This is a genomic window from Paucilactobacillus kaifaensis (assembly GCF_005405145.1).
Classification (GTDB): domain Bacteria; phylum Bacillota; class Bacilli; order Lactobacillales; family Lactobacillaceae; genus Paucilactobacillus; species Paucilactobacillus kaifaensis.
Window position 1 is genome coordinate 18,826 of record NZ_BJDM01000020.1, and the last position, 12,289, is coordinate 31,114.

At 36.1% G+C, this 12,289-nt stretch carries 14 protein-coding genes; 3 read left to right on the forward strand and 11 right to left on the reverse strand.

Going from position 1 to position 12,289, the window contains the following annotated elements; all coding sequences use genetic code 11:
* Positions 1–78: 78 nt before the first annotated feature.
* The 11 genes from FFM51_RS07570 to FFM51_RS07620 all read right to left on the reverse strand — a co-directional run bounded on the left by FFM51_RS07570 (position 79) and on the right by FFM51_RS07620 (position 11,026).
* Positions 79–837, reverse strand: a complete 759-nt coding sequence (locus FFM51_RS07570; RefSeq protein ID WP_223875914.1) for a glycosyltransferase family 32 protein — start codon at positions 835–837, stop codon at positions 79–81.
* Positions 838–842: 5 nt separating this feature from the next.
* The gene (locus tag FFM51_RS07575) at positions 843–1,736 is read right to left on the reverse strand and encodes a glycosyltransferase family 2 protein (protein ID WP_137598037.1); all 894 of its coding nucleotides are present in this window, start codon (positions 1,734–1,736) and stop codon (positions 843–845) included.
* Positions 1,737–1,739: 3 nt separating this feature from the next.
* Positions 1,740–2,948: an O-antigen polymerase gene (locus FFM51_RS07580; RefSeq protein WP_137598038.1), complete on the reverse strand. Its 1,209-nt coding sequence runs from the start codon at positions 2,946–2,948 to the stop codon at positions 1,740–1,742.
* A gap of 20 nt (positions 2,949–2,968) precedes the next feature.
* Entirely contained in the window at positions 2,969–3,811 is an 843-nt protein-coding gene (locus tag FFM51_RS07585; RefSeq protein WP_170999596.1) for a glycosyltransferase, read from the reverse strand.
* Between the two features lie 31 nt (positions 3,812–3,842).
* The gene (locus FFM51_RS07590; protein ID WP_137598040.1) at positions 3,843–4,787 is read right to left on the reverse strand and encodes a GDP-mannose 4,6-dehydratase; all 945 of its coding nucleotides are present in this window, start codon (positions 4,785–4,787) and stop codon (positions 3,843–3,845) included.
* Between the two features lies 1 nt (position 4,788).
* Positions 4,789–5,430 carry a sugar transferase gene (locus tag FFM51_RS07595; protein ID WP_137598048.1) on the reverse strand — a complete coding sequence of 214 codons (642 nt, stop codon included), beginning with the start codon at positions 5,428–5,430 and terminating at the stop codon, positions 4,789–4,791.
* Between the two features lie 50 nt (positions 5,431–5,480).
* Complete coding sequence (locus FFM51_RS07600) at positions 5,481–6,257, reverse strand: tyrosine-protein phosphatase (RefSeq protein ID WP_137598041.1); 777 nt, start codon at positions 6,255–6,257, stop codon at positions 5,481–5,483.
* A 52-nt stretch (positions 6,258–6,309) separates the two neighbouring features.
* Positions 6,310–7,035 (reverse strand): CpsD/CapB family tyrosine-protein kinase, encoded by a 726-nt coding sequence (locus tag FFM51_RS07605; RefSeq protein ID WP_137598042.1) that lies wholly within the window; start codon positions 7,033–7,035, stop codon positions 6,310–6,312.
* A gap of 11 nt (positions 7,036–7,046) precedes the next feature.
* Positions 7,047–7,907, reverse strand: coding sequence for a YveK family protein (locus tag FFM51_RS07610; RefSeq protein WP_137598043.1), 861 nt, complete (start codon positions 7,905–7,907; stop codon positions 7,047–7,049).
* A gap of 538 nt (positions 7,908–8,445) precedes the next feature.
* Positions 8,446–9,447: an LCP family glycopolymer transferase gene (locus FFM51_RS07615; RefSeq protein ID WP_137598044.1), complete on the reverse strand. Its 1,002-nt coding sequence runs from the start codon at positions 9,445–9,447 to the stop codon at positions 8,446–8,448.
* Positions 9,448–9,787: 340 nt separating this feature from the next.
* Positions 9,788–11,026 carry a hypothetical protein gene (locus tag FFM51_RS07620; protein WP_137598045.1) on the reverse strand — a complete coding sequence of 413 codons (1,239 nt, stop codon included), beginning with the start codon at positions 11,024–11,026 and terminating at the stop codon, positions 9,788–9,790.
* A 177-nt stretch (positions 11,027–11,203) separates the two neighbouring features.
* Between FFM51_RS07620 and FFM51_RS07625 the strand changes: the two genes are divergently transcribed.
* From FFM51_RS07625 to FFM51_RS08825, 3 genes are read left to right on the forward strand one after another with little or no spacing between them, the layout of a single operon-like run.
* Positions 11,204–11,731 carry a type 1 glutamine amidotransferase domain-containing protein gene (locus FFM51_RS07625; RefSeq protein WP_137598046.1) on the forward strand — a complete coding sequence of 176 codons (528 nt, stop codon included), beginning with the start codon at positions 11,204–11,206 and terminating at the stop codon, positions 11,729–11,731.
* Positions 11,732–11,748: 17 nt separating this feature from the next.
* A complete protein-coding gene (locus FFM51_RS07630) occupies positions 11,749–11,994 on the forward strand; it encodes a GlsB/YeaQ/YmgE family stress response membrane protein (RefSeq protein ID WP_137598047.1) in 246 nt (81 codons plus the stop codon).
* Positions 11,995–12,009: 15 nt separating this feature from the next.
* On the forward strand, positions 12,010–12,150 hold the full coding sequence (locus FFM51_RS08825; RefSeq protein WP_170999597.1) for a hypothetical protein: 141 nt from the start codon (positions 12,010–12,012) through the stop codon (positions 12,148–12,150).
* Positions 12,151–12,289: the final 139 nt, after the last annotated feature.

A 12,289-nucleotide genomic window follows, 5' to 3' on the forward strand; every position in this document is an offset into this window, starting at 1 on the left:
AATTTATACATATAGACTCACTTACTCACAACGAAAAAAATAGGGAGGCTATATAAAAAAATACATTATCTTCATAAATTAATTTCCTACCTTAATTTTATGTTTCTTATAAATTTTAGTTAATCCTCTATTAAGCAGACTAAACACGGGAAAATTGTAAGTCATTTCATGTATACAGTATCTCAGTATAGCTGATAATCTACCATGCGTCCCTTCAATCCAACTTGCAGCGTAATGGTGCACTGTCATACTTTCTTTTTTTATTTTACCTCCACCCCAGTAGTGCAACGGCGCAAAAATTTTAGGCTCAAAAACTACCACATTATTTCTTAAGTAATCACGCTTTTTTCCATATGATAATCCAATTTTTCGAAAATATTTTGAAATAATTTGAACAGTCGATACGCTATACAGTAAGTCGTCCTCTGGAAATGACAATTCTTTGTAAATACTTAAAATATTTTCCAGGTGTAGATTGTTTGGTTCCGATCCAAATATCAACCCACTATTAACTTGACCAACATCTTCTTTTGCCCAAAATTGATTATATTCTAATAATTTTGAAACTGGCTTCAAGACCTCCACATCCACATCTAAATATATTCCTCCAAATTTATTAACAGCCCAGAGTCTTGCAACGTCCGACACAAACGCCCATTTTTCTCTCAAGTAAGCCTTTTGTGTAAATTTGCATAAATTTACATTAAAATTATTTTCATTTATCTCAATGATATTAAATCCTGGATTCATTTTCTTCCAAGACTCCAAGTATTTGTAAAAGCTTTCTGGCTTTTTTTTTCTTCCAAACCAAGTATATATCAAATTAGTTGGTATCATTTTCTTCACTTTTTATCCTTTAGAATTTGTAAGTTTTCCCTATATCTCCTATCAACTTTTCTCAATCGTTTGCTAAACAGTTGAGCCGGAAATATAATTTTTCTTTTGATACTATATGAAAGATATAAGGTTCTTACATTTTGAGTAAATCCATATTTATCAGCAAATATTATAAAGGATCGTAACAACTTTGAACTCTTATTTTTTGTTATATCCTGTTTTTCAGACATACCTCCCTCATGTACAATATGAATATCGGGTCTAAAAACTACTTTTTTCTCTTTTAAATAAGATTTATAACAAATGTCCATATCTTCTGAATATATAAAGTAATCTTCCGAAAAACCTTTAATTTCATTAAAAAAATCAGTTTTCATAAAAAGAAATGCCCCCATAAGCCATTCAACACTTCTTATATGATCGTGCTTAGATAACTCTGGAGATAGTTTGTCTTTCACTGCATTTGGAAACAGCTTCCCCAAACGAAATTGTTCAATAATAATTGAAACTGGTTTTTGAAAATTAAAAATTGATGGTTGCAGTGTCCCGTCTGGATTAATTAATTTAACCCCCATGATCCCAGTCGAATCACTAAAGCCTTTAATTAACTTTGCTAATATTGGTGTTTCTAAATATGTATCTGGATTAATTATGGTCAAGTATTTTGTATTCACTAATCTACTTGCAATGTTGTTTGCTCTTGCGAAACCTACATTTATTCTTGAAGAAATTAATCTGACATGTTTGTATTTTTTAAGAATTATATTCACAGTAGAATCTGACGAATTATTATCAAATATAATTATTTTAGAGTCTGGTTCAAAAGTAGTTAGCGAATCTATAAGTTGTTGAATTTGTTTTTCATTATTCCAAGTAACTATAATAAATGTATTATTCATGATCTACCTTCCCTTAACAGAAAATAAATGGATAATAAAAAGAACTATCAAGTTAATAAACACCTCTATATTGCCCATATAAAAAGTAAAAAAGCTTAACGACAATGTTTCGTACAAAATTAAACCCATATAATAATGTATTATGCTTATATCATGACTAGCATACATTAAATTATAGAAATAGACACCACTTACAAACCCAATCACACACATAAACGCTTCACTCAAAAATAGTCCAAAATCCACATACAACTTCCCCAAACCTGAAAAAGTATTTATTGACAAAAATTGAAGGGTACCTGTCATTTGTGACGAAACCGAATCTTTAAATATGGAAATATGATTAAATAAAATATCAAAAATTTGTGTAATACCTGGAAAACTAATTGATCCCAGACCAATTCCTCCCAAATTTTGATTAATTAATCCGTTCAAATTGTAAATATTATTTACCATATATATCAACGGATCATACAACACATATAGTTGAGTTGGTAATTGATATCCCGTCATTGACATTTTTAAGTCTTTTAATAAGTTTTCATTTGCTACACTATTTAAATAAATAAAAGAAACAAAGTAAAACACGCTGATAATTCCCAGAAACAGCAAAACTATTTTGAAAACATCAACTTTCTTTCCAAAAAAATATAGAAACATTAATATTATCAAAAAAATACCCGTTTTATTTCCACGTAAAGCTGTAAACACAGAGAATATCAGGATCCAATTAATTACTAAGCCACTACTATAACCCTTTTTCCATAAAAATAGGTTCAAAAATAATGCTACATATAGCATCTGATACAATAATTCAATTCCTGATACGTAATAATTTGCTCGATCTATGCTACTCCCCAAAAGTGGAGGCGGTCCTAATTTTATCCAGGTAATTATAAAAGCAAAAATCACTATACATCCTAAAATGTTTGCACTAATAGCCAGTCTATTCAAATTATAGTATACGATTTTCATAGTAATTCCCAATTTCTTGCCAATCCGAAAAAAGAACACAACAAAAAAAATAGAAATCAATACAAACAAAACTGTCTTCAAACTTAAATGATAAAAGTTAGCAAAAATATTTTCGTATACAATGATGAAAACTAAAATCCATGTTCCTAAAAAAATAACCATTGGATTCGTTAAATTGATCTTCCAATGTAAAACAACTGCGATTATTAGTAATAAGGCCAGCATAAAAACCAACATAGTATTAATCTCCCATTACATTAACCATTCTTAGAGTTTTTATGTAAAAAAATTCTATAAATCCACTTTCTTACATAACGCGGACTAATTACACTTAATGTCATTATTAAGCATCCAAATAAATATTGTGTAAAAGAAATTAGTCCTGAGTTAAAAAATCCATATTTTAGCTTATAAAAATTTAACAGATATTTGAATCCCCCACGCCTTCCGTACATACCATTATTTGCTCGCATAAACAAAACTGTTTCTTTAACGTTAATTATCTTATAATTTCGATAAATAAATTTACTCCATAAATAATAGTCTTCAAATCCCTCAAAGCTTTCATACCCGCCAACTTCCATCAAAGCTTTTTTATTAATAATTGCAGTCGGATGATTGACTGGATTCCTAGTCTTAAAAAAAATATTTACGTCTTCGTAGTTCCTTGGGACAGTTCTCTTACCAATAATGTTTTTTTTATCTCCATAAAACTCCTCTATTTGCCCACCAACAACAGCAACATCTTTATTTTTCTTTAATATATCAAATTGTATTTTAAATCTATTAGACACAGCTATATCATCGGAATCCATCCGAGCAATCCAGTCAGTTGTTACAAGTTTTGTTCCTGCACTTAAAGCTTTTCCCAAGCCAACATTTTTATCTAACTTAACTTCAATCAACTTGAACTTTTCATTTTTAAACGACTTAATTACATTTAAAAGTTCCCTCGAAATGATTCCATCCTGTACTAAAATACACTCCTTTGGCATTAACGTTTGATTTGCTATACTTTTTAAAGCTTCTCGTAAGAAAGTTGGTTTTTCTTTATTATAAACTGAAATCAATACTGAAAAGTCCGGATAGTCATTATTCATATATAATATATTCCTCTGCATAGTCTTTTAGCTACTTATAAAACTGGTCTATATACTCTTGCAAACCATTGTGAATATCAAATGCTGGTCTGTATCCAGTTTTACTAATTTCAGTAATATCCGCGTATGAGTTTTTTATATCTCCACTTCTTATTTTTCTATAGTTTATTTTTAATTTTTTATTTAAAATATTTTCAAATTCTTCAATAACTTGATTTATGCTTATACTTACACCGGTTCCCACATTGTAAACTTTATGTTCTTCATTCGAAACCATTAGCATTACTAAAGTATTAACAACATCACTAATAAATACAAAATCCCTAGTTTGGTTACCATCACCATATAATGAAAAAACAGCATCTTTTCCTACACAATTAAAAATTATCGATAATACACCCGAATATGGTGAACTAGGATTTTGTTTTGGTCCATAAACATTAAAGAATCTAGTGGCTACAGTTGGGATTCCATATAATTCCCCATAATCAATTACAAAACGCTCTGTAGCATACTTATCAATCGCATACGGTGACAACGGATCAATCGGAGATGTTTCTTTTTTTGGTAGTTCTGGATCATTTCCGTAAACAGCAGCAGAAGACGAAAACAAAAGCTTTTTCAAAGATAATCTATTAACACGTATAGTTTCTAAAATGTTAATATTAGCATTTTGATTGATTTCGTGTGTCTCAAGAGGCCTCTTAACTGTATCCGCAACGCTAGCCACTGCAGCTAATAGAAATATATAATCAAACTCCCACTCAACTAACAATTTATTCATAAACTCATAGTCAGTAATTGAATGCTCAAAAAAATGAAGATGATTTGATTTTGGTAGATTTTCAATTTTTCCCATTGAAAGATCATCAACTACCACAATCTCATTATCTTCAATCAAAGTATCTGCTAAATTAGATCCAATAAATCCTGCACCACCAGTGATTAAAACTTTACTATTCGAAATACGATCCATTCTAGCGAGCTCCTTCTCCGGTAACAACTGTCTTAATTGTATCTAAAAATATTTGTGTATCCATTGTGACACTAATATTATCAATGTAATATCTATCAAGTCTTGCCTTTTCTCCAGGATCAATATCGTATCCACCATGAACTTGGGCATATCCACTCAAGCCAGGCTTGATTCTTAAACGTTGTTCAAATCCCGGATATGTATGCGCAAACTGTTCAGTGAATTCCGGACGTTCTGGACGTGGGCCAATTAAACTCATGTCCCCTTTTATTACATTCCATAATTGTGGTAGTTCATCAATACGAGTTTTACGAATAAATTTACCTACCTGAGTTACACGCGAATCATTTTTATCCGCCCACTGAGCTCCACCCTTTTCAGCATCCGTATACATAGATCTCAGTTTTGTAACAGTTATGTGTTTACCCATCAACCCAACGCGCACCTGACGGTAAAAAGCAGGACCTTTTGACTCCAACTTTATAGCAATAATAGTAATTAATACAATCGGTAAGGTAACAATTCCAATAAATAAAGCCATGACAAAATCAAAAAGCGACTTTACAGGAATATACCACGAGTGAACTGATTCCCCAATTTCATTCTGATATGTTTCAACTAAATTTTCTTCACTTTCATGCATAGCTTCCATTTATAAAATCCTCCCCTAACCTAACTCAACAACATTTTCATCTAAAACAACCCAAATAATTTATTCTTTTTCTTCGCTACAATTGGCCTAATCTGATTTGGCAGAACAACATCCCCATTGATAATCGCCTTAGCATTATCTTCAAAGCGTTGCGCCAGTTCATCCCCGAACTCTTTTCTTAACTTATCAAACGCCTGTCGCATCTCGTACTTACGACCTGGTAAATCATGCGCATCCGAGGAAAATACATACCCTTGTCCAGCCTCGATTAACTGTCGACTAAAGGATTCTACCTTTTCACCAAACGTCCCAACGTAGCTGCTAGCAGTAATCTGCGATAAACAGCCCTTTTTCAATAATTCCAACAAAATTTCAGGATGTCGCATAATCTTAGTATTTCGTTCCGGGTGCACGATTACCGGGATGATTCCCTGCTGTTGCAGTTGATAAATCATATCATTAGTATAAGCCGGTACATCATCATCAGGAAATTCCAACATTAGATACTGGTTATTATCATCTGCATACAAAATATCATGTTGTGATATAGCAGTCAACAGGTCGCCGTTTATCCGTACTTCTTGTCCAGGAAAAACAGTTAAATCAATCTCGTGCTCCTGTAATGCCGTCTGAAACTCTTGCGTGCGTTCAATAACGTCTTGCCTGTGGTTAGTATAAACACCATTCATATGATGCGGTGTTAGTAGCGCAAATTGAATTCCATTATCAACGGCTTCCTGAGCCAATCGCAATGAAATATCCATATCAGCAGAACCATCATCTAGTCCTGGTAATAAATGACAATGTAGATCAATCATTTTTTTGCCCCCAACCACACTACTCTGAGCCAACTAAACTAACATTTTAACCTTACTGTTCATACCCGTAGCCGTATCCATAGCCGTACCCATAACCATTTTTAGGCGCGACGTCATTCAACACATAGCCTAAAAGTTTGGCATGCACCATTTCTAATAATTCGACAGACCGTTTAACCGCTGCCTGCTGGGCAACACCTTGGCGCACAACAAGCACCACCCCATCAACGTTAGATGCCAAAATTTGAGTATCCGTTACCTGTAACATTGGCGGTACATCTAACAACACCATGTCGAACTCTTCTTTTGCCATCTCTAACAGTTGCTTCATGCGGTTGGAGTTCAGCAACTCTGCCGGATTCGGTGGAATTGGTCCACTAGTTATTACACTTAAGTATTCCACACCTGTGTCATTAACATTGTCCCTAAAATTTTGATTTTGCGTTAAAATCGTGGACAATCCCTGTGTATTACTTAAACCAAAGGTGGTATGCAACGTTGGACGTCGCATATCGGCATCGATAAACAACACTTTTTTTCCTTGTTGGGCCCATGCAACTGCCGTGTTCGCCGAAACAGTTGATTTTCCTTCACTAACATTTGAAGAGGTAAACAAAAGCGTTTTAAGCTGGCGATCCACCGAAGAAAAATCGATATTCGTCCGAATTGTCCGAAACTGCTCTGAAATCACATCTTTTGGTTTTGCGGCGGTCACTAGCTTAACGCCATTGTCGATGGTATCTGTTGATAATTTTTTTGATTTACGAAATAACCCCATGATACCCTCCTTTAAACTCTGACTCGGCGATGATTATTTTCACGAGTATTAGCTGTCCGTTTAGCTGCCAAGTGTGACCCAGACATCTTAATTTCAGCTACTTGCCCTAGATTAGTCAGGCCCAGTTTTTCAGTCAAAAATTCATCATCTTTAACTGTTGTATCTGTTAATTCGATTGCAAAGGCGTATCCGACACTAAGCAACATGCCAATTACAATTCCAATCAGCACAATTAACATTGTTTTGGGTGATGTCTTACTGTCATTGGCAACTGCCTTTGACACAATCGTGACGTTGTTGACGCTCATAATATCCTTGATCTTAGTCTTAAAAACGTTGGCCACGCCGTTCGCAATGGCTGCTGCCTTATCGGGATCATCACTGACAACATTCAAGGCAAACACCTGTGAATTTTGTTCGTTAGAAATTGAAATATCTGATTGTAACTCTGCCACCGACACATCATAACTTTGACCAGTCGACTTTGTTACAGCCGGCTTAGCAGCACTAATCAAGCGCTTCGTGCCATCTGCATTCGTGCGATATTTGGCCTTTTGAGCTGCCTTAATCACCTTAGTGGGATGTGCTAAGTCTTGTTTAACCTGCTTTAGGATTACTTGGTTAGTAATAATATCTTTGTATGTACTAATCATCTGTACGTCTGCCTGTTGATTTTGATACGCAGCGGCGTCATCAGAGTTAGTTTTCTTTTGATTGACTAGAATTTGAGTTGTTGAAGTATACTTTGCTGGCATCGCAAACTCAGCGACACCAAATGCCACGATTGCAAAACCAATCATGCTTAAAACAATTAATAACAAATGTTTACGTAAAATTCCGAACATTCGCCGTATATCGAGCGTGCTTTCCATCCTAATCCTCCAAAAAAATTGATAACTACATAAATTTTACAATAACGATTGTAATTATTTAACATATTCACAATAAACACAAGCTAAATTTAAACTTTTTAATTAAACTGAAATAATTGAAATATAAATATTGCATTTATTTTTGGCACTATTTAACTGTTCGTCTCATAAATCAAACTAAAAAAACTAGTGAGTACAACTCACCTTGTTTAACCACGAAAAATTAAAGCAAAACCAACAATTACCCAAATTATACCTATGATAAAAACGAGCCTGATAGTCCATTGCCAGAAAGAAAAAACTGCGATAATAGCAGCGAACCCGCCAGAATTAATAATTCGATTATGATATTTTCTCTTCAAGTATAAACAGAGGCTGGTAAATAAGCTATGCACTATCCCAAATAGAATCATTCTCATTTTTAATGCTATTTAAATTGATGTCTCATAATATAGCCACATAATTCAGGAAACTGTAACAATTTAAATTGCAAAAAAAGAATTGCGCAAATTGTACTGCGCAATTCCTTTTTATCACTCTATTGATTAGCAATTCGAACTCGCTTCAACCCAAGGTTATCACGAATCACATTTGATACTCGTTGTCGTTCAGTGCTTGAAACCACTTCAAATGACTGACCACCAATTGATTTGCTAGTTCCTTGTGCATGGTCTGATTTAACTGCTTTACCAGCATCACGATAATTCAATGCTAGCTTGGTCATCTGCGATCTCGTCAAATCTGTCTTTGACTGAGTGGAAATTGATTTCAAGAACTTCGTGTTTAACACCGTTTTGTACGAAATCGACTTTCTTAACAATGCAGTGATCACTAGCCGTTGTCGCGTTTGTCTACCGTAATCACCTTGTGGATCTTCATGCCGCATCCGCGAGAAGTTAAGGGCCGTTTCACCATTCATGTGTTCAGCTTCTCCTTCAGTAAAGCTTGAACCGTTGTACGTAAATGTTAGGGGTGAAGTAACTGTCACACCGCCAACTTGATCAATTGCCTTTTTGAGGCCACCCATATTAACTAAAACATAGTAGTCGATTGGCACTTTGACATAATCTTGCACCGTATTAATTGTTTCCTTAACACCACCGAACGCATATGCCGCGTTAATCTTAGCCGGCGAATATTGTGGATAATCTGGTAAATCTACCCGCATATCACGAGGCAAGCTAGTCATGGTTGTTTTCTTTGTTTTAGGGTTAATCGTCATCACAATAATCGTATCTGTACGCCCTTTATCATCACGCCCCAAATCACCAGTATCCGTTCCCAATAATAAAATTGAAACTGGTTTTTTGTTGCTTAATACTTTATTAGCGCTTCGCTGCTTATCAGACCCGGACGATTGGTACATGTCACTGGTTGTCTCTGATAAATTTTTCCACGCAATCGCCGCAAATACTCCCCCAGCAATTACCAGCAAACCAACAATCACCAAAATCGTATTTCTAATCCGATGATGGCGGTGGTGATGATGTCGATGATGCTTATGCTGTTGATTTAATTCGTTGCCTTTATCTGCACTCATTAAACTCCCGCTCCTTAAATTAGATAGTTTAAAAACTACCACTCCAAATTTATACCAATTTACTAATCAATCATTCCATTTAACGTGAAAAGAGTCAAGTGCAGAGTGCTATGAAAGGCGTTCAAACTCCGAGCATTAACGTGAAATACCCAATAATCCCTGTTTTTGGGATTATTGGGTATTTCGGGTTAAGCACAGGAGTTTGCCTTTCGTAGCACATTTAGTCAATAAAGCGGGTATGATCCCTTAACTTGAGATCATGCGTTAGTTGAAATATACGCACAGAAACCTTCCTTGCATAGCACGCCAAATCAATAAACCATCAGACACAAATCCAAAATCACTTATCCATCATCTTTTTTCCTTGATCCAATCCAAATGGCACTAATGATTTGTCCTCAACCTTTTTCATCAACTGTCCAGCCAAAGTTAACTCGGGACAGGAAAACTGCCCCATAAAGTGATGTACTAATTGCTCAGCGTCTCCACCCAGATCATATTCATCCACAAACTGTTCTAAGCGTTGAAACAGATCTAGGCCTTCATGGTAATATTTCGACAAAGCTAGTGGGTGTTCCAACGCCACATGATAGTTCATTTTTCGCGCCCGCTGAGTCAGCCATGGCAGTTGCCACGTTAAAATTGCTGGTTGGTTCAAGAAATACAGGGCTAACAATTGGACTAACTGAAGTTGTTCCACGGAAACACCACTAACCGTAAATGGATTCGAATCAAATGTCCGTAATTCAATATGTGTTACTCCACCATTTAACAAGTCAGCCGGATCTTTACTACCAACATGCTTCAAACGGACAGAATCATAGAATTCACGCGGTGCAATTAGCTTGCCTGATAAAACGGCTGTTTCTATTTTTTTTGCATAGGCCTCAACTGAAGAGTAGTCGCCCGCAATTTCATTACCAAAGCCAAACCGACTACTACGAATACTTCGGATCGGTCGCACCATTTCCCGACCATCTAAGAAATAATTTTCCTCAATCACTGGACTAGCACCAAATAAGTAGGTCAGCACCCAACGATTTAGGACGAAGTATTGGGCTAACTTCACATAAATATCCTGTTCGGTGCTCAAATCAGCACGATGATACACCATTTTTTGCATCGCCGGTTTCGTCAGGCTAACATTGACGTGTACTCCGGTATTCATCGATTTACCAAGCTCGTGACGGGCCCGGCTTTCTAGCCGGTACTGATAACTATCAGCTGGCTCTTTTGAGATTGGAATTTCATCACGATCTTGTGGTAAATGTGGTGGCATACTGAACGGCCATAAGATCTCATCTTCCGGCATCACTTGGTGAAATTCTTGCACTGTATCAGTCATAAAATCACAAATATCACTAGCAGTACACATTTTAGGCGAGACAAATTCAGTTTGAGAGACCACAAATTCACGTTTAATGTTGTTAGTTGTGTCACATTGATCAATATTAGGAAACGGAGTTACGCTCAGGTTGCCGCGCTCATCAATTCGGTGTTTTTCGATTTCGACACCTAGTTGAACATGTTGCTTTAGGATTTGTTTATCAGTTAGTTGAATTGCTAACTCACGGATCATTACATCCACCTCGCTTTATATTCACATCACTCGCTATTTTCAGTATAAACAATAATTTAATCATTATTCAAACAATAAGATTTTAAAGTGTTTTGTTTTACTTTGAAACCACTTTCTTGTTATCCTGACGGTAAGAGCAACTTTAATTTTTTACTCAAGACTGAGAGGAGTTTGCAAATGGCAACTAAGAAAATTGCAGTGATTGTGACAAACGGCGTCGAAGATATTGAATTAGTTGAGCCACGACAAGCATTAGTGGATGCTGGTTATCAACCGATCTTAATTGGCGAACAAGCAGGCCAATTGATCTACGGCAAAAAAGGCACCACGTTTAAACTCGATCAAGGGATCGATGACGTTGTTGCTACTGACTATCAAGCCCTGTTCATCCCTGGTGGTTACTCTCCCGATCATTTAAGAGCTGACCCTCGTTTTGTCGATTTCACCAGTGAGTTCATGGAGAAACGCCGACCAGTTTTTGCGATCTGCCACGGACCACAACTGTTTATCACCGCTGGTCTTGCCCACGGTAAAAAGATGACGGCCTACCAGACAGTTCAAGCCGACTTGCAATACGCTGGTGCAGATGTCACTGACCAAGCGGTCGTGGAGGATGGTCCTTTGATTACCAGTCGTAATCCACACGACATCCCCCAATTCAATGCTGCAATCGTCAAATATCTGAAAACAATTCCGGCAACTTAAACCTGGAGGATACAGCTATGCAGACACTATGGACCCTCGCAATTGGTGGCATCATTGGTATTTTAGCTGGTGTACTGACAAATCGAAATCTTCCAATGGGCTGGGTTGGCAATATCATGGCCGGGCTAGCTGGCGCTTGGCTAGGTGAAATGCTTTTTGGTACGTGGGGTCCTCAACTCGCAGGTGTATCACTTTTACCAGCTATTTTAGGTGCTGTGATTTTGGTTGTTGCTGTCTCGATTATTTTAAAATTGACAAAGTGAAAGGTGGAATTTCCAATGAAAATCAAATTAATTATTCAAATCGCTCTCAGTATTCTCGGGATTGTCGGGTCACTCCTGATGCTTAAAAAGCGCTTTGGTAACTTAAAGCAGGAAATGGTCGACTTGAAGAAACCAAAGAAAATCGCTGAAGAATAAGTAAGCACATCTCATTCGATCTATTAATCGTTTTTGATCCAAATAAAAAATGTCTGTCGCTGGGAACTGCAACTATTTTTTGAGACAATCAAATAAAAGCAGATTCTAAAAAGTCATTTTGCTTCCGATTAGGCAATCG

Excerpts from the sequence above, each read along its gene's own strand:
- FFM51_RS07570 (WP_223875914.1), bottom strand. The coding sequence starts at position 837 with ATGATACCAACTAATTTGATATATACTTGGTTTGGAAGAAAAAAAAAG.
- FFM51_RS07575 (WP_137598037.1), bottom strand. The coding sequence starts at position 1,736 with ATGAATAATACATTTATTATAGTTACTTGGAATAATGAAAAACAAATT.
- FFM51_RS07580 (WP_137598038.1), bottom strand. The coding sequence starts at position 2,948 with ATGTTGGTTTTTATGCTGGCCTTATTACTAATAATCGCAGTTGTTTTA.
- FFM51_RS07585 (WP_170999596.1), bottom strand. The coding sequence starts at position 3,811 with ATGAATAATGACTATCCGGACTTTTCAGTATTGATTTCAGTTTATAAT.
- FFM51_RS07590 (WP_137598040.1), bottom strand. The coding sequence starts at position 4,787 with ATGGATCGTATTTCGAATAGTAAAGTTTTAATCACTGGTGGTGCAGGA.
- FFM51_RS07595 (WP_137598048.1), bottom strand. The coding sequence starts at position 5,430 with ATGCATGAAAGTGAAGAAAATTTAGTTGAAACATATCAGAATGAAATT.
- FFM51_RS07600 (WP_137598041.1), bottom strand. The coding sequence starts at position 6,257 with ATGATTGATCTACATTGTCATTTATTACCAGGACTAGATGATGGTTCT.
- FFM51_RS07605 (WP_137598042.1), bottom strand. The coding sequence starts at position 7,035 with ATGGGGTTATTTCGTAAATCAAAAAAATTATCAACAGATACCATCGAC.
- FFM51_RS07610 (WP_137598043.1), bottom strand. The coding sequence starts at position 7,907 with ATGGAAAGCACGCTCGATATACGGCGAATGTTCGGAATTTTACGTAAA.
- FFM51_RS07615 (WP_137598044.1), bottom strand. The coding sequence starts at position 9,447 with ATGAGTGCAGATAAAGGCAACGAATTAAATCAACAGCATAAGCATCAT.
- FFM51_RS07620 (WP_137598045.1), bottom strand. The coding sequence starts at position 11,026 with ATGATCCGTGAGTTAGCAATTCAACTAACTGATAAACAAATCCTAAAG.
- FFM51_RS07625 (WP_137598046.1), top strand. The coding sequence starts at position 11,204 with ATGGCAACTAAGAAAATTGCAGTGATTGTGACAAACGGCGTCGAAGAT.
- FFM51_RS07630 (WP_137598047.1), top strand. The coding sequence starts at position 11,749 with ATGCAGACACTATGGACCCTCGCAATTGGTGGCATCATTGGTATTTTA.
- FFM51_RS08825 (WP_170999597.1), top strand. The coding sequence starts at position 12,010 with ATGAAAATCAAATTAATTATTCAAATCGCTCTCAGTATTCTCGGGATT.